At 43.0% G+C, this 19,308-nt stretch carries 14 protein-coding genes; 9 read left to right on the top strand and 5 right to left on the bottom strand.

The features are described from left to right. Positions 1-8: 8 nt before the first annotated feature. A complete protein-coding gene (locus DW015_RS05680; protein ID WP_117904790.1) occupies positions 9-314 on the bottom strand; it encodes a hypothetical protein in 306 nt (101 codons plus the stop codon). 4 nt (positions 315-318) lie between these two features. Further along, positions 319-516, bottom strand: a complete 198-nt coding sequence (locus DW015_RS05675) for a hypothetical protein (protein ID WP_117904788.1) — start codon at positions 514-516, stop codon at positions 319-321. A gap of 336 nt (positions 517-852) precedes the next feature. Between DW015_RS05675 and DW015_RS05670 the strand changes: the two genes are divergently transcribed. After that, on the top strand, positions 853-1,377 hold the full coding sequence (locus DW015_RS05670; RefSeq protein WP_117904786.1) for a hypothetical protein: 525 nt from the start codon (positions 853-855) through the stop codon (positions 1,375-1,377). Between the two features lie 247 nt (positions 1,378-1,624). Here the strand turns inward: DW015_RS05670 and DW015_RS05665 are convergent, their stop codons facing one another. Next, positions 1,625-2,935 carry an SGNH/GDSL hydrolase family protein gene (locus tag DW015_RS05665; protein WP_117904784.1) on the bottom strand — a complete coding sequence of 437 codons (1,311 nt, stop codon included), beginning with the start codon at positions 2,933-2,935 and terminating at the stop codon, positions 1,625-1,627. A gap of 825 nt (positions 2,936-3,760) precedes the next feature. Here DW015_RS05665 and DW015_RS05660 point away from each other — a divergent pair. From DW015_RS05660 to DW015_RS05640, 5 genes are all read left to right on the top strand, one after another. Further along, positions 3,761-4,459, top strand: coding sequence for a hypothetical protein (locus DW015_RS05660; protein ID WP_117904782.1), 699 nt, complete (start codon positions 3,761-3,763; stop codon positions 4,457-4,459). A 148-nt stretch (positions 4,460-4,607) separates the two neighbouring features. Then, complete coding sequence (locus DW015_RS05655; RefSeq protein WP_117904780.1) at positions 4,608-6,479, top strand: GGDEF domain-containing protein; 1,872 nt, start codon at positions 4,608-4,610, stop codon at positions 6,477-6,479. Positions 6,480-6,830: 351 nt separating this feature from the next. Then, positions 6,831-7,292 (top strand): GtrA family protein, encoded by a 462-nt coding sequence (locus DW015_RS05650; protein WP_117904778.1) that lies wholly within the window; start codon positions 6,831-6,833, stop codon positions 7,290-7,292. A gap of 17 nt (positions 7,293-7,309) precedes the next feature. Continuing rightward, complete coding sequence (locus tag DW015_RS05645; protein WP_117904776.1) at positions 7,310-8,872, top strand: NAD(P)/FAD-dependent oxidoreductase; 1,563 nt, start codon at positions 7,310-7,312, stop codon at positions 8,870-8,872. Between the two features lies 1 nt (position 8,873). Continuing rightward, positions 8,874-10,637 carry a glycosyltransferase family 39 protein gene (locus tag DW015_RS05640; protein WP_117904774.1) on the top strand — a complete coding sequence of 588 codons (1,764 nt, stop codon included), beginning with the start codon at positions 8,874-8,876 and terminating at the stop codon, positions 10,635-10,637. Positions 10,638-10,763: 126 nt separating this feature from the next. Here the strand turns inward: DW015_RS05640 and DW015_RS05635 are convergent, their stop codons facing one another. After that, positions 10,764-13,478, bottom strand: coding sequence for a cellulase family glycosylhydrolase (locus tag DW015_RS05635; RefSeq protein ID WP_242993222.1), 2,715 nt, complete (start codon positions 13,476-13,478; stop codon positions 10,764-10,766). 314 nt (positions 13,479-13,792) lie between these two features. On the opposite strand from DW015_RS05635, the gene DW015_RS05630 reads away from it, so the two are divergent. Continuing rightward, positions 13,793-15,001 (top strand): cellulase (glycosyl hydrolase family 5), encoded by a 1,209-nt coding sequence (locus tag DW015_RS05630; RefSeq protein WP_181979852.1) that lies wholly within the window; start codon positions 13,793-13,795, stop codon positions 14,999-15,001. Between the two features lie 220 nt (positions 15,002-15,221). Then, on the top strand, positions 15,222-16,487 hold the full coding sequence (locus tag DW015_RS05625) for a cation:proton antiporter (protein ID WP_117904771.1): 1,266 nt from the start codon (positions 15,222-15,224) through the stop codon (positions 16,485-16,487). A 384-nt stretch (positions 16,488-16,871) separates the two neighbouring features. Here the strand turns inward: DW015_RS05625 and xylA are convergent, their stop codons facing one another. Beyond that, the gene (xylA, locus tag DW015_RS05620; protein WP_022287212.1) at positions 16,872-18,197 is read right to left on the bottom strand and encodes a xylose isomerase; all 1,326 of its coding nucleotides are present in this window, start codon (positions 18,195-18,197) and stop codon (positions 16,872-16,874) included. 830 nt (positions 18,198-19,027) lie between these two features. Here xylA and DW015_RS05615 point away from each other — a divergent pair. Beyond that, positions 19,028-19,300: a co-chaperone GroES gene (locus DW015_RS05615; RefSeq protein WP_022288719.1), complete on the top strand. Its 273-nt coding sequence runs from the start codon at positions 19,028-19,030 to the stop codon at positions 19,298-19,300. Positions 19,301-19,308 lie beyond the last annotated feature (8 nt).

Genomic DNA, 19,308 nt, shown 5'->3' with positions numbered 1-19,308 from the left:
TTCACTCCCTACACAAGTCCTACTAATCTTAGTATAATATCATTTCCTTTTACACACATGACTATAGTGGCAATGATTATTGCTATGCACAGCAATAAAAAGATGATCTTTAAAACGCTTGCTGCTTTTTGCAGTCGATTTGTCTTTTTGACAATCATTTTATATTCTAGACTATCTTTAAAACTTTTGTTATTTTTGTTCCAATTCAATGCCTTACTTGTCGTATTTAATGTATTGTTTGCAGTATTATAAGCAGAATCGAGAGCATTTGAAGCTTTATTGATTCTATCATCAAGATCGTCTAAGAAACTCATAATTTTAACCTCCAAAAACCAAAAATCTTAAACATAATATTCCAAAACATATTCCTGAAACCACGACCAGAAATATAACACCAAAGAGAATTGTAGACCAAAAGTCATCTTTGGCGGTTTGCAAACTATCACGAGCCCACGTTTCTGCACTTGTCATACTCAGGGCGCTGTCTATCTTTTCTAGAAAAGAGTTATATTTCATAATGTTCCTCCTTATGTGTCATATATTTGTTATTTGTTACTTGTTACTTTACAACAATTATATCACATTGTTTTCATGATTTGTTAAGCTGGCTGCTTAGGATAACGATTACATTTTGTAAATTAAATGTTAATTTTAAGCTAAATTATTATTACGGGACACTATGCGTAATAAATTATAGAAAAAAACTCCCGACAGTCGGAAAACCTGTCGGGTTTAGTAATATAGCACATGATATAATATGTCATTTGCACAAAGCACATTCCTAAAAATTGTCTGTTTCGTCAATTGAAATGATTATCCAATTCAAGTATAATTATTACAGGAGGCGATATTATGAACAAAACGAAATATAAAATATTATTTATTTTCACCTTGTCAGGAATAGCTGTAATGACAGCCTGCGGAAATACCACAGAAAGCAGTGCCGCCTCAACGCCTGCAAACAGCTCTGTTGTGCTCGGTGAAAGCACTGAACAAAGTGAAGCTTCGGTGGATAATGATAGTATCATAGAACTTGATTTCAGCAATATAAATGGCTTTGGTGTGTCCGCCGAGTATGGCGACCCATATGCAAAGGGGAAAAACTGGGATATAACAGATGAAACGGCTATAACAGAATTTCGCCAGCTCCTCAACGAAAGTTTAAGCTATGCGGTCGATGAAAATACAGCAAAAAATGGAATGATTTCAGCTGGTACTGCTCAGTGGAAAGTATCAGACGGTAAAGAATATAGCATAATTGTCAGACAAACGACGGCAGATGCGTATAACGTAAAGATAAATAAGTGTTACTACAACGTGCCTGAAGATCTGATAAATAAGCTTTCGGATATTATCACAGAACAAAAAGAAAACTAATATGCAAAAAAACTCCCGACAGTCGGAAAACCTGTCGGGAGAAGTCTTATTAAGGGGATCATTAAGTTATCGCTGTGTTTGTTTCTTTCAGCATATTTATTATATCATATCTATTTTCGTTTTTGTTAAGCTAGCTGCTTAGTTTTCACTAAATATTTTATGTCCTATTTAATTCATATAACATAAATGAAAACAAAAAATCGGCGGATACGTACCCTCGTATCCGCCAAAATATTATTATAGATCCTTATGAAATAAGCCAATTAAGTATCTGGAAGTTAGGCTTTGCGTCATCAACGATAGTTACCTCAACAGTGTGAGTAGCTACCTCGTCAGATGAGTATATCTGCTGTGCCTTAGCATAGTTGCCCCAGCCGCTTGTGAAGTCAGCGTTTATCGTTGCAACGTCCTCGCCATCGACCTTTACAGCAGCCACGCCGGACTTGCCGTCAACTGTCATGTAGTATATCATACCAATGTTCTTTGCAGTTATCTCAAACTTGATAGTGCCGCCTGTTGTCGTTCCCCAACCGTCTGTGAACTTCTGGAACGTTGTAACATCTGTGAATGTTCCCTCGTCAGTTGTCTTTACAATGTCCTCTGTCTGACGGCTTCCGATAGTAGCGTCAGCGAATACATCGCCCGTCGGTGCAACAGTGCTTGTGTCAAATGCCTTTGCTTCCTTGTCAACGCTGTCAATATTGTCCTTTATGTTGCCAACGAATTTTGTGAGCAGTGAAGCCATTATAACGTGTCCGTCATCATTAGGGTGAACGTTGTCAGGTGAAATGTCAGCCCATGTGAAGTTGCCGGCCTCTATCTCAGGCATAACAGCGTCATGATAAGAAATCATAGGAATGTTGTAAGCCTGTGCTACCTTGAGATGTGCAGCCTGTGGAGATGTGCCCCCCTCAGTTGAAGGCTCAAGTATCATAACTGCAGGATTGTTGTCCTGCTCAAGACACATTCTTACAAGGCTGTCCATACAGGACTCATAAAATTCATCATCAGCGTCATTGATAAACTCGATAACGATAATGTCAGGCTTAGCCTCCAAAGCGTCACGCTGTGCCCTGTGAACACCTATGTATGAGTCAGTTGCACCGATACCGGCATTAGTAACATCAACATAGAAGCTTATGTTTTCCTCCCACCAGCTCTTGAACTGGTTTACATACTGATTAGTTGAGGAGTTAGCACCCGAACCTGCCGTGATAGAGTCGCCGATGAAGCAGATCTTTGTTGTCTCCTTAGGATTTTGCAGAGCGTAGTCGAGCTTAGCCGCAAGACGGGAAGTGTCGCCCTCGTTGATAACGCTTCTGGCGATCATGTTCTCAGTAGCACCATTTTTAACATCTATCTTTTCCGTAGATGCAGGGTATTCAGCAAGAAGCTTGTCTGAAACACTTTCGGTATCAGCCGCACTTGAATCGGAAGCCTGAGAGTTTGCCGCAGCGGAGTTTGAGTCAGCAGCAGAAGAGCTGTTTGAATCACCGCAGCTTGTGAGAGCAGCGCTTGTCATGCAAAGAGCAAGAGCCGCCGCAAGGAATTTCTTCATAATAATAAGGTCCTTTCATATCTTGATTTTGCCAAATGGCTGTATATATTAACAGATATATTATACAACAAAAAGCAAATTAATGCAATAGGCATAAAACGATTACATTTGAATAAATCAGGGGCGAGGCTAAATGAGGAGCGGAGTTAAATGAGGAGTGAGGAATGAGGAATGAGGAATGAGCATAGCAGACCAAAGTAAATTACAAGCATAAAGTAAAAATAAAGCACCGAGCGAAGCGAGCAAAAGGTCCAGGGACACGTCCCTGGTCAGGGTCAAGGGGTGAAACCCATTGTGGGTACAGGGCAAAGCCCTGTCGGAGTTTGAGGCAGAGCCTCAATAGGCGCAAGCCTACCAAGCGGTGCAGAGTGGTGAAAGAAGAATTTCTAATTTTATTTTTATATAAAGGTTGAGTCGGAGTGGTGAACTCTGCACCGCTTTACTATCCTCCAGCACAGAGTAAAATCCGCAAAGAGCGGAGCGATTTTGCGGCGGCAGGAACTTGCCCGAATGAGATGTAGGGGTGAACATTGTTCGCCTGTGCTTGGAGTTTGCTGTAAATTCAGGATTGTAGGGGACGACGCCCTCGGCGGCCCACTCGGAGGAATACTGCTGTATTTTTTGTATCTTTGATGTTGAATTATTCGGGGGGGTGACATTATTGTGAAATTCTCCAATAATTTAACGGGCAAGAAATATCGGGACGTCGTATTTCTGCAAAGCAGAAATTGCGCCGCTCCCCTACATGGTTTGTGCTAACACCCCCATAAACCATTTGACAATCCCCTCCCCCCATGCTATAATAAATTCAGGAGGTGACATAACATGGAAATGTTTGATCTGAGAGCCGACTATAAAACACTGCCTGACGAAACTCTTCGCAGGCATTTCCGCAGGCTTATAAAAAGGCAGCGGCGATTTGCAGCTTTTACCTTTGCGTTGCTTATTCCTGCGGTTATAATATACGGAATGATAGGATGGGCGAATTATTTTGCGGCTGAAAGTGCGATGTTCGCATTTTTTGATGCAAGCTCAAATGCCTTTTTTAACTATGTGGCGTTTGCCGCCTGCGGTTCTTTGCTCATGGCGGATACAACTAAATTGATAGCCGCCTCCCCTGCCGTGATGATATTATATATGGGTCTGAAATTCGCCCTTTTCGACAGCGTGTCAGGCGATACTTTCGTTATGCTCGCCTACCTTGTAGTAGCTGCTGTCATCACCGCAAAAACTGTGTCTGACCTTAATTTCATGCGTAAACTCCCCAACTTTCCCTTCGACGGCAGAAAAGAGCGTATAGACTTCGAGGGACTTACTCGTGATAAAATGACCGAAAACCTGCAAAAATTGCTGGATAACCAAGAGGGCGATAAGGTCATAACTAACGATTATGAGGATATCTTTACAAGCGATAAACCACAGGATATCGCCAGCCCTCCCGAAAATACCGACGAGTATCTCCAACAGCATAAAATGTCTTATCAGCGTGTAAGGTCATGGAACGATGTGAGCAGACTGGATTAACAGCCTGCTCCTTTTCTTTAATTATTTAATCAAGTGTGCGAAACTATGTCTTAATTTCTTAAAAATTGTCCAAATTTCTCTTGATTTATTCATTAAATCATGTTATAATAACACTGTATTTGAATTTATAGGAAAGGAGCTGTGCTGTATGATCGGTAACATCAAAATAATTGCTGTCTGTATGTGTAAAGTCTATGATGAGCGTAACTATAGAATCATACGGGCTCTTAATAATTTTGCTGTTGAAAACGATTACAGACTCTTTGTATATCACACCTGCTCAGACCTTTATTGGAAGACTCTGTCTGAAAAAGGCGAGCAGTCTGTGTTTGACCTTATTGATTATAATATAACAGATGCCGTCGTGACCTTTGAAGAGGGCGTGTATGCTGAAGATGTAATGACAAAAATCAGAATGGACGCCGCCGAATATGGTAAGCCTGTCATATCAGTCGGTGTAGAGCATGACGATTGCATAAGCATCAAATTCGACTATGCAAAAGGCTTTGAGCAAGTGGTTCGCCATGTGATAGAACAGCATGGTGTAAGAGATATAGGCTTTATCGCAGGCAGAAAAGACGAAGAGAATTCAGAAGAGCGTATAGCAGTTTTCAGAAAGATACTCGAGGAGTATGATATCCCATTCAGAAACGATGTCTTTTATTACGGTGACTATTGGTCAGCACCTACTTTGAAAGCAGTGGACGATATGATAGAGGGAAATAAAGTCCCAAGAGCGATCGTCTGTGCAAACGATATGATGGCTATAGCCGCAGCGGCTGAGTTTCAAAGACGTGGCTATAAAATACCTGAAGATATTATCATAACAGGCTTTGACGGACTTGAAGAGGCTAGGTACTGTACACCTATGCTTACAACAAGCGGCTGTAGCTATGATGATACCGCTAAAACCATCATCAATACTATAAGTAAAGCTCTGGCTGGTGAAAAGCCCGAAAAGGTATATACAGTTGACTATGATCTGTCCGTTGAAAATTCCTGCGGCTGTGAACCCTCAGTGGAGCAGATAAATACCGGGGAGCATATCAGAATACTCCGAGACAGAATGAACCGCTATCAGGACGAGGAGCGTGTCCTCTATGAGCTTGCAGTGAATATCATGAATTGTGAGACTCCTAAGACTCTTGCCGCCCTGCTGAAAGAGTATGCTTTTGGCGATATGGCTGTTGTGGTGAATGGTGATTTCTTTGACGAACGTAAAGACCCTCGTGTAAGCAATAGAGAACCGCTTTTTAGCGATAAAATGATACTTTTGCGGAGCCGTGCCGTGGAAGATAGAGATATCCCACAGCCTTTTGACCGCACCAACATCATTCCCGATATTGAGAATATAATGGACTATAAAGTCCCCCTCATATTTTCAGCACTTGCCCATATCGGCATACCACTTGGCTATGCCTGCTTCTATTTTCCTGTGCAGCTCAACGAGTATTTTAAAATACCACTCTATGTAAATTCCCTGAATACCGCCTTGGGCAGCTTCCGAAGCGTCACCTATCAGAAGTATATGACAAAGCATATCGAAGAAATGTACCGTCATGATATGCTAACAGGGCTTTATAACCGCACAGGCTTTTATAATGCCCTTGAAACTCTCCCACGAAGAAACGACCAGCTTGCACTTGTAGTCTCAGTGGACGTTGACGGACTTAAATACATAAACGATAATTTCGGCCACGAGGCAGGCGACTATGCAATAAGAGCCGCCGCAAACGCTATCGACAGCGTGAGCATTGAGAATAAAGTCTGCGGCAGATTTGGCGGAGATGAGCTTGCCCTTTTTGCTATAGTTGATACAGACCTTGCCGATCAGGTCAAGGAAGAGATAAAGGATAAAATGGCAGAGCTGAACAGGCGAAGCGGCAGATCCTATGTCCTCTCAGTAAGCGTGGGTGCAGCAGTAGCTTCGGTGGAAAACTTCTGGTTTGACGATGTAATGCACATAGCCGATAAATATATGTATGAAGATAAAAGACAAAAACCTCATAACAGAATATGATCTGTAATGGTTCTGGAAAAACTTGTATGGGCGACCTTTGGTCGCCCTCTTTTTGTCATTGACCGATCGGCAAAAATTTTCATACACCCTCAGATGACGGATAAAAGCGTCCTTTTTTGTTTTTGCACAAGTTTACTTGACAAAATGAAGAAAAAGTTGTATAATATTAATTAATGCTTTGTGAACTTTGTGTTTAAGCACCATGTACAAAAACAGTGTCATATATTTGTGCGAAAGATAGAATTTTGTGAAAAATAGCGACATTTTGCCTTTTTAAAACGTACTTATATATAGTAGGCTCACTTTTTGCAGTGTTGCCCACAAGAAACTTTTCAGAACGGAACATAAAAAATGAAGATAAAACAGCTCTTTTCGGGTGATACCGATAATACATTCATACAGTTTTTCAGATACGTCTTTGTGGGCGGCTTTGCCTTTGTGGTGGATTACGGCATTATGACCGCACTTGTGGAGCTTTGCCGCTTCGACCCCGTCCTCGCTGCGACTATTTCTTTCGTGGCAGGACTTTTGGTGAATTATTCCCTGAGTACGTTTTGGATATTCAAAAATTCAAAGATAAAAAACCGCCTTGCAGAGTTTGCGGCATTTGCCGCCGTGGGCGTTGTGGGACTTGGCATAAACGCCGCAATAATATGGTTTTTCAAGGATATCCTTGCTTCAAAGCTTATATTCGGCACGCTTCTCCCGCAGGATAAATATTATCTTGTGGGCAAACTCGTTTCCACAGTGATAGTTTTCATATGGAACTTTGCAGGCAGAAAATTTATTATATTTGATAAAAATAAAGACTGAACAGGAGAGGATAACACATGGAAAAGGTAATTATTATAGGCGCAGGCCCAGCGGGTCTGACTGCGGCAATAGAGCTTCTTAAAAACGGCGGTGACTATGACGTGACTATACTTGAAGGCTCGCAGGCAATGGGCGGAATATCACAGACAGTGAGATATAACGGCAACCGCATGGATATAGGCGGACACAGATTTTTCTCAAAAAATCAGCAGGTCATGGATTGGTGGGCAGACCTTATGCCTTTGCAGGGCAAGCCTGCCTATGACGATAAAAAGCTAGGCCACGAAAAGCCGCTTGCCGAAAACGGCCCCGACCCTGAAACCGAGGATAATGTAATGCTCGTCCGTGACAGAGTGTCGAGAATTTATTACAATAAGCACTTCTTCGACTACCCTATCTCCATGAAGCCTGAAACTATAAAGAACATGGGCTTTGTCACCACCATGAAAGCAGGCTTTAGCTACCTTTGGGCGTGCGTGTTCAAAAAGCCTGAAACAAACCTTGAGAATTTCTACATAAACCGTTTCGGAAAAGTCCTCTATTCTATGTTCTTCGAGGGCTATACTGAAAAGCTTTGGGGCAGACACCCAAGCGAGATATCCGCAGATTGGGGCTCACAGCGTGTAAAAGGCCTTTCTATCACAGCCCTTTTGAAAGATATGTTCAAAAAGGTGTTCGGTACAAAGAATACGGGCGAGGTGGAAACCTCCCTTATCGAACAGTTCTGGTATCCAAAATACGGCCCAGGTCAGCTTTGGGAAACCGCCGCCGAGAAAGTAAAAGAGCTTGGGGGAAAAATACTCACAGGCTGTCAGGTAAAGAAAATAATGTGCGAGGGCAGAAAAGTCACCTCCGTCATATGCGATACAAGCGAGGGCGAAAAGACCTTCACAGGTGATATCTTTATCTCCTCAATGCCTGTCAAAGACCTTATCCTCGGCATGGACGGCACAAAGCCTTGCGATACCGTCATAAAGATAGCCAAGGGTCTGCCGTACCGTGATTTCGTCACAGTTGGACTTCTTGTTAATAAGCTCAACCTTAAAAATGAAACAAATAAAACAACTCTCGGCAATATCGTCCCTGACTGCTGGATATATGTTCAGGATAAGGGCGTGAAACTGGGCAGAATACAGATATTCAACAACTGGTCGCCATATATGGTGGAAAAGCCTGAGGATACAGTTTGGATAGGCCTTGAGTATTTCTGCGCCGAGGGGGACGATTTCTGGAATATGTCCGAGGAGGACTGCGTGAAGTTCGCCACCGCAGAGCTTGTTAAAATGGGAGTTATCTCCGAAAGCGAAGTCCTTGACTCCCATAGAGAAAAGGTCAAGAAAGCATATCCTGCTTATTTTGATACCTATAAGCACTTTGATACAATGATAAAATTCCTCGATACTTTCCCGAACCTCTATTGCGTGGGCAGAAACGGTCAGCATAGATATAATAATATGGACCATTCAATGCTCACTGCTATGGAAACAGCCGAAGCCATAAAAACAGGCAAAAAGAGCAGAAAAGATATTTGGAACGTGAATACAGAAAAAGAATATCACGAAGAAAAATCCGGAAACTAATATGGATAAAAAGAAAGGCGGACTTCTTCTGTCCCTGCGGAAAGACATGAACAGAAGAGCCATAAGCGACAGACGGCTTGAGGCGATCTTCCGCACCTTCAGCCGTCACCCTTATATAGTTGCAGCGTTCATATGCCTTGCACTCACAGGCTTTGGAAGCTATAGCTATAAGTTTTTAAACGGCGTCATTGTGTATGGCGTTTTCATGATAATAGAGTTTTTCTGCCTCAGACGGTTTTTGAAACAGCTCGATGACAGCGGAAAGCATACCGCAGGCTCAGTTTTGACCTTTGCAGGCAAGACCCTTTTGACCCTTGCGGCAGTGAATTATTTCGTAAATGCCCAATATAAAGCGGCTTTTATCTGCTTTGCAGGACTTTGCGTCGTGCTTGTTATATATGTTGTCCTGCTCAATAACGATAAAAAGTTCCACGACCGTGTCACCTGCCTTGCCTTGGCAGGAGCAGGCTTTGTCCTGCGCTATTCCTATGTTTTCATGTCTGATATTTACACAAGACAGAATGACGTGTGGTATTTCGGCGGCGAGGGCGGTCATGCAGGCTATATAGAGTATATCTATAATAACAACGCCCTGCCGAATTTCGACCCTACCACCCTTTGGCAGTATTATCACCCGCCTCTCCACCATATAATCTGTGCGGTGTGGCTGAAATTCTGCACCTCCATAGGCATAGAGTATTATATGGCGTGCGAGGCTATACAAGCTCTGACCCTCTTCTATGTCTGCGCCGTTACAATAACAGTCTATAAGATATTACGGCTCTTTGACCTTAAAGGCAAAGCCCTGACCATACCGTTCGGTATGTGCTGTATGTATCCATACCTTGTCCTTATGTCAGGTGGAATAAATAACGACCCTCTCATGCTGTGCTTTACAGTGGGAGCAATATATTGCGTGCTGAAATGGTATAGAGAACAGACCGCAAAGAATATCGTCAAAGCCGCTCTCTGTATCGGACTTGGCATGATGACAAAAATATCCGTAGGGCTTATCGCCCCTGCCGTAGCCATACTTTTCTTTATGGCGCTTGTGCAAAATCGTAAGAATATGGCAAACCGCCTAGGTCAAATGTGCCTTTTCGGTGTAATATGCTGTCCTCTTGGACTTTGGTGGAGCGTGAGAAACTACCTGCGCTTTGGCGTAAAACCAAACTATATCCCAAGCCTTTCAACTGCCGACAGCCAGTATATAGGCGACCTCACCGCCAAACACCGCCTTACAGACTTCAGCTTCTCACAGATCAAAATAGTCTTTGAGCAGTGGGGCGGCGAAAGCTATAAAGAGTATAACCCTACCATAGCAATGCTTAAAAACTCCATTTTTGGCGAGGGCATAAACGAAACTTTCTTCCCCAAAAACGCAATGCTCGTGCCATATGCACTTTTCTGGATAGCCTTGGTTCTTGCGGTCATAGCGTTCATCGCAATGCTTATAGTGCTTTTTGTAAAGACCGATAACGCAAGATTTGCCGAAAAACTCATGCTCACAGTGGTCTATGCCACTATCTTAGGCAACTATTATAACTTCTGCATCAAATATCCTTTTATCTGCACAATGAATTTCAGATACATAATACCGTGTATGCTTATAGGACTTATAAATATCGGACTTTTCACAGAACTTTGCAACCGCTCTGAAAAAGCCCCATGCAAAGCCATAGTCAGCACCCTGAGCTATCTTTCTTCTGCATTTATCGTCCTGTCCTACATAACATACTTCTTTGTGGCAAGCACCAACGGATAAAACCCCGACCCCATGCAGAGGCGAACAGCGTTTGCCCGCCTAGCTTCCACACAAACTGAAAAATATCGAAAAAAATACCGACCGCTCAACCCGAGCCGTCGGTATTTTCATTATGCCAATATAGCCTTATTTCTTAGTAGTCACATTCTTAACAGCCGACCAAGCGCCGTAATACTTTGTGCCGCCTACAGTTGTGTAAGAGCGAACACGAACATAGTATTTCTTGTTGGCAGAAAGCTTTGAAATTGTGGTCTTGTCTGTCTTGTTGTTTGTTATAGTCACTTTCTTTGCACTTGTGAACTTTGAGTTTGTAGCGTACTGAATCTCATATCCGGTAGCAGAGCCTTTCTGCGCCCAATCCACAAAGAATGCTTTTGACTTAGCCGTAAGCTTCTGTATCTCCTGCTTTGCAGGGTTAATGGTGAAAGTCTTTGTTATAACTCCGCCATACTTGCCCTTGCCTGTTATCTTTACAGTAGCCTTGCCAACTTTTTTGTTGTTGGAGTATGAAACTGTGTAGTCAGTGCCGTTTTTAAGAACAGTGTTTCCGACCTTTACAGTTACGTTCTGCGTGATAGCCTTTCCTGTGAACGCCTTTGTGGAAATGCCCGAAACAGTAGCCCTTGTGATGTCGTTGTTAGCCGTCTTTATGCTCTTTACATCAGACCATGCGCCGTAGTATACCTTGCCGTTTGTGTTTGTGTAAGAACGAACACGAACATAATATGTCTTGTCCCCTGTCAGACCGCTTATTGTCAGCGTGTCAGGCTTGTTTGCTGTCAAATGCTTTGAAACTGCACCGCTCATGTTTGAGTTTACAGAATACTCAACGTCATATCCCGTTGCAGAGCCTTTCTGCGCCCAATCAATATAGAAGCCCTTGTATCTGGTTTCAAGCTTCTGTATCTGCTGTTTTGCAGGAACAATGTCGAATTTAGCGCTCAGAGAGCCTGAATAGTTGCCCTTGCCGTATACATAAACGCTAGCCGTGCCGACGTTCTTGTTGTTTGAGTATGAAACAGTGTAGTCAGTGCCGCTTGTGAGCGTCCTGCCTGCTACCTTTACTGTAACTGACGGAGTAATATTGCTTCCTGTGAATGAAACGCTTGAAGCCACTGAAACAGTTCCGCCTGCCATTGCACGCTTTGTGATAGTGAAGTTCTTTGATGTGTAGCCTGTGTAGTCGCCCATGCCTGTCGCAATAACAGTTGCAACGCCAACGTTCAGATTGTTTCTGTATGAGATAGTGTAATCCTTGCCTGCCTGAAGCACCTTGCCGTCAAGCGTAACTGTAGCCGCAGGCTTTTTGTATGTGCCGTCATAAACAAAGCTTGTTTCTGAAAGCGTAAGAAGTCCGTTGTTAAGGCTCTTCTTTGAAACAACTATCTTAACGTCCTTTGAAACGCTGTCATAACCATTTGCAGAAGCCGTAACAGTAACATATCCTGTGCCTGTCTTGAGAGCGGTCACGTTTCCGTTCTTGTCAACAGTGCATATTGACGGAGTCGTGCTTTTGTATGTGAGAACAGCACCGCTTGTCGATGAGCTTGCGCCAATGTTCTTGCTCTGTCCCGCAATTATCGTAACGCTTGAAGAGCAGTTAAGATTTGCTTTGTTGCCATAAGGCTTCATAAGAGCCTCGATAACGTCCTTTGCAGGACTTGTAACAGTATTGTCTTTTCTGTTTATGTAGCCGTGATATTCACTGTTGAGAACAATGCTGCTTCCGTTGTATCTTGCAAAAGCATTGTTGTCCCACAGTACGCATGGAATGTTATTCTTCTTTGCAAGCGCAGTGTAGTCTGTCGCCCACTTTACACGCTCTGCAGTGTTGTTCTTGTCTGTTGAGCCGAACTCACCTATAACAACAGGTATACCCCTGTCACGGAAATTGCTTTTCAGCGTGTTGAAAAGGTCCTGAAGCTCACTCTTTATTGAAGATGTATATGCAGAGGTCGAGCCTGGACCAACATTCATTGCAAAGTTGTAAGGGCTGTAAGCGTGAACTGATACAGCGATGCGGTTTTTGTTGCCTGAGATATCTGTAGGAAGCTTGAAGCCTGAAACAGTTGCCCCGTCTATGGAAGCGTCGTAACCAGGACACATGATAAGTCTGCCCTTGTTGTTTGAGCCTGTGTTTCTTATGGTGTCAACAGCCTTCTGATTGAGCTTGTTAATGCAGTCGATAGCGTCCTTTACCTCTGACGGAATGTTCCACTTGTTGAACCACCACTCATAGCCTGTGCCAATAAGCCGAGGCTCGTTAAGGGTTTCAAATATAAGATGATAGTCATAATCCTTGAAATATTCTGCCGCCTGTGACCATACGCTGGTAACAAATTTCTCAGAGCTTGAATATGCAGAAGACCTTGGATAATATCCTGCTCCCGAAGCGCTTGCAGAAGACTTTGTGTCATGATGAATATTCAAAATAACATACATATCGTTTTTGTAGCAGTAGTCAACTACTTCCTTTACTCTTGCAAGCCATGCTGAGTCGATAGTGTAGTTGTCACCCGATACGTGCTTGCCCCAAGAAACAGGCACTCTCACTGTGTTGAAGCCTAAAGACTTTACCTTGTCTATAAGAGCCTGAGTTGTTTTAGGATTGCTCCACGATGTTTCCGTGTCAAGACCTGAACCGCCTGTTGCGTCAAGAGAGTTGCCCAAATTCCAGCCCAGACCCATATCCTCAAGTATGGCTTCCGTGTCAGCGTTTTTGAGAGTATCTCCCGACAATGCTTGCGCATTTATATCCCCAAGGTCAAGACCAACAAATATAGTCATTGCCATTAAAAGAGATAAAATAAAGCTCAGGTATCTTTTTGATACTGATTTCATTCTTTCCCGTCCTTTCATATATAAAATATTAACCTCATCAGTATCTTTTATTATACCACATCTCTGTTCAAATTAGAATACGCTTATTAAACAAATAACATACCTTCTTTTTGTGTATAAATCTCAAATGTTCATATTTTTAATCACTATATGAAAAAGTGCCGATTTATTAGAGCTAATATAATTATACAATGTTAAAATTTTAGAGGATATTATCTGCAAAAAAATCAGATCTTGCTATTGAAAATGGAGCGGTATTGTGCTATAATCAAATGTGTTCAAAACTTTAGTCCAAAGAAAGGAAGGTATATTTTATGAAAGTTAAACAGTGGCTTGCATCATCACTTGCAGTGCTGATGCTTGTTTCGACCGTGGGCTGCGGAGATAATTCCTCAAGCTCAAAGGCTGAAAGCAAATCAAACAACAGCTCTGCCGTTGTTTCGGAAACTGCAATGCCTGAAAAGGATTATGCAACAACGACCGACGGCTCAGCGAAAGTCAAGATCGACGGAACAAAATTCATGGTGGGCGACAAGGAGCTTTGGTTCAATGGAGTGAACGCTCCATGGGATAAGTGGAACGACTTTGGCGGAGGCTTCAATTTTGAGTTCTGGCAGGATCATTTCCAGAAGCTTCACAATTCAGGCGTAAATGCCGCAAGAATATGGATAATCTGCAACGGCGACGTTGGTATGGCTATCTCAGCAGACGGTACATTTGACGGTGCAACAACAGCTCATTGGGAGGATCTTGACAATCTGTTCTATCTTGCAGAGCAGTATCAGATCTATATAATGGCAACAGTTCAGTCCTTTGATAACTTCAAGGATCAGAATCAGAATTATCAGGCTTGGAGAACGCTCATTCAGGACAGCGACAAGACAGATATGTTTGTAGATAACTATATAGTTCCTCTCGTTCAAAGATATGGCAAGAGCGACTATTTCTGGTCTGTGGACCTTTGTAACGAGCCTGACTGGATAGTTGAAAATGAAGAGTGCGGCAAGCTTGATTGGCTCTATCTGGAGCAGTATTATGCAAAGGCAGCCGCAGCTATCCATGCAAATTCAGACGTTCTCGTAACCGTGGGTCTGGGTATGATAAAGTATAACTCCGACAGCCAGCAGGGCAACAAAATATCCGACAGCGAGCTTCAGAACGTTTTGAGCGGTGATAAGTATGACAAGAGCCTTGCCTATGTTGACTTCTATTCAACTCATTGGTACACCTGGATGCAGGGAATGTGGGGATATCCTTTCAGCGAATCTCCAACAGACTTTGGCCTTGACGGTACAAAGCCTTGCGTTATAGGCGAGTGTCCGGCAGTTGCAAGCGACAGCGATTTCGACATCACCTCAGCTTATGAGGACGCTTATAACAATGGCTGGAACGGCGTGTTTGCATGGAAAACAAGCGGTCAGGACGATGGCTGTGGTCTGTGGCTGGATATACAGCCTGCTATAGAGAAAATGGCAGGTATCTGTGAGGATAAGATATTCCCTAACGGCAAAAAAACAGTTTGATAAGACTTTGATAAAATAATCACAAAAAGAGCCGGCTTTTGCGGCTCTTTTTTGTTGCTCTTTTTTGTGAACAAATTGTGCTGTCTGTTGACTATAGTGCGGCATAATGCTATAATAAGATACGGAAAATCAATGACGATTTGCAGAAAGTAAAATGCTGTGAATCGTTATTTTTACGCATTAACGTCATTCTTTGGCGGCGTGGAAAGGAAGTAAAATCATGGAAGAATACAGCTACATATTGTTTATTGCACTTATACTGCTTTCGACCAAAATTCTCGGACTTGTAACAAAGAAAATGAAGCTGCCGCAGGTAGTCGGTGCGTTGTTGGCGGGCGTAATACTCGGACCTGCTGTTCTTAATGTTGTAAAAGAAACTGAGTTCATCTCAGAACTGTCAGAAATTGGCGTTATCGTGCTGATGTTCACCGCAGGACTTACAACAGACGTTAAGGAGCTTAAAAAGACCGGTAAAGCGTCATTCATAATCGCTCTTCTTGGCGTTATCGTACCACTGTTCGGCGGACTTGGACTTGCCGCTGCAATGGGCGTAGGCAAGGGCGATAAGCTCGCCTGCTCACCATTCCTGCAGCACCTCTTCATAGGCGTTGTGCTTACTGCAACATCAGTTTCTATCACAGTAGAAACTCTGAAAGAGCTTGGCAAGCTCTCTACAAGAGCAGGTAATGCCATTCTCGGTGCGGCTATCATAGACGATATCCTTGGTATCATCGCATTGACCCTTATCACAAGCCTTGCAGATACAAGCGTTCACGTTGCAACAGTTCTTATTAAGATAGTAGCGTTCTTTGCAGTGGCTATCGGCTGTACAGTCGTTTACCATGTTGTGTTCACAAAGTGGAGAAAAAGAGATAAAAAAGACCTTAGACGTCACGTTATCATTTCCTTCGTTTTCTGCCTGCTCATGGCGTATGTAGCAGAGCTTTTCGGCGTAGCAGATATCACAGGCGCATTTGTTGCAGGTCTTGCAATTTCAAGCGAAAAGGACGTAAAGTATATCTCAAACAGATTTGAAACACTTTCGTATATGTTCCTTTCACCGGTGTTCTTTGCAAGCATCGGTCTTACAATGAACGGTATCAACATGGGCGGCAAAATGGTGCTGTTTACAGTTTTGCTCCTTGCTGTGGCAATAGTCACAAAGATAATAGGCTGCGGACTAGGCGCAAAGGTTTGTAAGTATACAAATCAGGAAAGCTTGCAGATAGCAATGGGTATGATCTCACGAGGTGAGGTCGCACTTATAGTAGCGGCTAAAGGACAGAAGCTTGGACTTATGGGCGACGAGGTTTTCGCACCTATCATCATCATGGTGGTTGCAACAACGATAATCACACCGGTATTCCTGAAGTTTGTGTTTAAGGATAATCATGAAGAACACGTTGAGGACGAGCTTATGAAGTCTGTGGAGGGCTTCTCACAGTATGAACAGGAGCTGCAGGAACTCTCAAGAAAAGAAAAGTAATGAAAAAAAGCAAAGAGCGGAGCAAAAAAACTCCGCTCTTTTTTTGCACAAAAAAATCCGCTGCCACGAATGATAGCGGATACGGGTGCAGGGGCACGCTTTCATATTTTATCATAGCGTAAAAAATGATATGGGCGGCGATAAAAAAATCCGCTGCCACGAATGATAGCGGATACGGGTGCAGGGGCACGCTTTCATATTTTATCATAGCGTAAAAAATGATATGGGCGGCGATAAAAAAATCCGCTGCCACGAATGATAGCGGATATGGGTGCAGGGGCACGCTTTCGTATTTTATCACAGCGTAAAAAATGATATGGGCGGCGATAAAAAAATCCGCTACCACGAATGATAGCGGATATGGGTGCAGGGGCACGCCCCTGCCTAAAGATTGAACATGATCTGATTGAGTACGCTCTCCAGATATTCCTGTCTGCCGCTTGAAAGTGAGTCAGTAACTTCGCCCTTCTCAACTGCATACTTCTCAAGGCTCTCCATGTCAGCCTTACCTGCAATGATGTCTGCACCAATGCCTGTTGTCCAGCTTGCATATCTGTCATCAACGAACTTGTCAAGTCTGCCGTCCTCAATGATCTTTGCAGCTGCCTTAAGACCAAGTGCAAATGTGTCCATACCTGCAATGTAGCTCAGGAAAATGTCTTCCATTGTGTATGAACCTCTTCTTGCCTTAGCGTCAAAGTTCAGACCGCCGTTAGTGAAGCCGCCTGCCTTGAGAACCTCGTACATACAAAGTGTAGCGTCATAAGCGTTTGTAGGGAACTGGTCTGTATCCCAGCCGAGCAGTGGGTCGCCCTGGTTAGCGTCGATAGAACCGAATACGCCGTTATCTCTTGCAACTCTCAGCTCGTGCTGGAAAGTGTGCTGGGCAAGTGTAGCGTGGTTAGCTTCGATGTTCATTTTGAAGTCCTTGTCAAGACCATATTTTCTCAGGAAACCGAGAACCGTAGCTGTATCGAAATCATACTGATGCTTTGTAGGCTCCTTTGGCTTTGGCTCAATGTAGAAATCACCTGTGTAGCCCTTTGAACGAGCGTAATCAACAGTCAGCTTCATAAGTCTTGCCATGTTGTCAAGCTCCAGACCCATGTTTGTGTTCAGAAGAGTTTCATAGCCTTCTCTTCCGCCCCAGAAAACATAGCCCTTACCGCCAAGCTTGATAGTAGCGTCAACAGCGTTCTTGATCTGAGCAGCAGCATATGCGAAAACATCAGCAGAAGGTGATGTGCCTGCACCGTGCATATATCTTGGGTGATCGAAGCACTTAGCAGTACCCCAAAGAAGCTTCTTAGTAGGGTCAGCAGCCATTTTTTCAGCTATGTAGTCAACTACCTCAGCAAGCTTTGCGTTAGTGGTGCCGAGATCGCCGTACTCAGGAGAAAGGTCACGGTCATGGAAGCAGAAATAGTCGATAGAAAGCTTGTCCATTATCTCGAAAGCAACATCGACCTTCTTCTTAGCTCTTGCCTCAGGAGCAGCCTCGCCCCAAGTCTTGTCAGTAGTGCCGCAGCCGAACATATCAGTGCCGTCGCCGCCCATTGTGTGCCACCATGAAAGAGCGAACTTGAGCTGTTCTCTCATAGTCTTGCCCATTACAACCTCATCTGGGTTATAATACTTAAAAGAGAGGGGATTAGTTGAGTTTACGCCCTCATACTTGATCTTTGGAATATCCTTAAAATACTCTGCCATAATTTTGACCTCCGAATATATTATTGTTTGATCTTAACGATTAAACGATTACAATATAATAATACACCAAACCGCACCCGTTTGTCAACTGTTTTTTATTAAAATCGCATATATTGATATAAATTAAAATTGTGGGATAACTGCATAGACACACTATTTTTTCTCGTACTTTCATCAATATTTCTGTAATAATTTTGTGTAATAACTGCACAAATTTTGACAACTAAACTTGTGCAAACAAATGATTTATCTTTTAATTTGGCAACATTTCTGCAATTGTTGCATTTTTTATGCAACAAAGCACCCTTTTTTCGGGATAAGTATAAGGGTATTATCCCAAATCGAATATCCTGCAAGGTAGTAGTGTATGAGGAAACATTCTGTCAACGTGAGTTAGGTGAACACGATGAGAGGTTCTGATCGCACAGAAAAGCACTTCCTGCACCTTGTTTGAAGCTTGAAAATTGAATATATAACGGATAAAATGTATAAAATTACGGCAACATATCAATCATGTAGGTGCGACCTCCGACCGCCCGCATTTATCCCCACCCGAAAATCTGATTTCAGACCTGCAATACCCCCACAATAAATTGTACAATTTGCTCTCAAAATCATTTTGCAACTTAATAGATATTGTGCAACCCTACAAAAATCACATAAATGACCTTAAATGACTTGAATTTTGCGAAAAAGGTGCTAAAATATAATTAGCACTCAGAAAGACTGAGTGCTAACAATCCGATCGTGAGAGTGCTGAAAACATAGGTGCGACCACGAAGGATCCTAATTTAGCATATTAAAAGGTATTATAAAAGGAGGAACTTATCATGGCGATCAAACCATTGCAGGACAGAGTTGTAGTTAAGATGACAGAGGCTGAGGAAACCACAAAGAGCGGTATCATTCTCACAGGCTCAGCTAAGGAAAAGCCTGAGGTCGCAGAGGTAATAGCTGTAGGCCCTGGTAAAAAGGATGTTACTATGGGTGTTAATAAGGGCGACAAGGTGCTTATCTCTAAGTACAGCGGTACTAATGTTAAACTGGACGGTGAAGAGTTCATTATCGTTAAAATGGACGACATTCTCGCAGTTGTTGACTAATTTCACTG

Source organism: Ruminococcus sp. AF37-20 (assembly GCF_003460465.1).
Taxonomy (GTDB): domain Bacteria; phylum Bacillota; class Clostridia; order Oscillospirales; family Ruminococcaceae; genus Hominimerdicola; species Hominimerdicola aceti.
This window is presented reverse-complemented; position numbering and strand designations above follow the sequence as displayed.

Coding starts and splice junctions, on each gene's coding strand:
- DW015_RS05680 (WP_117904790.1), bottom strand. CDS start 314: ATGAGTTTCTTAGACGATCTTGATGATAGAATCAATAAAGCTTCAAAT.
- DW015_RS05675 (WP_117904788.1), bottom strand. CDS start 516: ATGAAATATAACTCTTTTCTAGAAAAGATAGACAGCGCCCTGAGTATG.
- DW015_RS05670 (WP_117904786.1), top strand. CDS start 853: ATGAACAAAACGAAATATAAAATATTATTTATTTTCACCTTGTCAGGA.
- DW015_RS05665 (WP_117904784.1), bottom strand. CDS start 2,935: ATGAAGAAATTCCTTGCGGCGGCTCTTGCTCTTTGCATGACAAGCGCT.
- DW015_RS05660 (WP_117904782.1), top strand. CDS start 3,761: ATGGAAATGTTTGATCTGAGAGCCGACTATAAAACACTGCCTGACGAA.
- DW015_RS05655 (WP_117904780.1), top strand. CDS start 4,608: ATGATCGGTAACATCAAAATAATTGCTGTCTGTATGTGTAAAGTCTAT.
- DW015_RS05650 (WP_117904778.1), top strand. CDS start 6,831: ATGAAGATAAAACAGCTCTTTTCGGGTGATACCGATAATACATTCATA.
- DW015_RS05645 (WP_117904776.1), top strand. CDS start 7,310: ATGGAAAAGGTAATTATTATAGGCGCAGGCCCAGCGGGTCTGACTGCG.
- DW015_RS05640 (WP_117904774.1), top strand. CDS start 8,874: ATGGATAAAAAGAAAGGCGGACTTCTTCTGTCCCTGCGGAAAGACATG.
- DW015_RS05635 (WP_242993222.1), bottom strand. CDS start 13,478: ATGAAATCAGTATCAAAAAGATACCTGAGCTTTATTTTATCTCTTTTA.
- DW015_RS05630 (WP_181979852.1), top strand. CDS start 13,793: ATGAAAGTTAAACAGTGGCTTGCATCATCACTTGCAGTGCTGATGCTT.
- DW015_RS05625 (WP_117904771.1), top strand. CDS start 15,222: ATGGAAGAATACAGCTACATATTGTTTATTGCACTTATACTGCTTTCG.
- xylA (WP_022287212.1), bottom strand. CDS start 18,197: ATGGCAGAGTATTTTAAGGATATTCCAAAGATCAAGTATGAGGGCGTA.
- DW015_RS05615 (WP_022288719.1), top strand. CDS start 19,028: ATGGCGATCAAACCATTGCAGGACAGAGTTGTAGTTAAGATGACAGAG.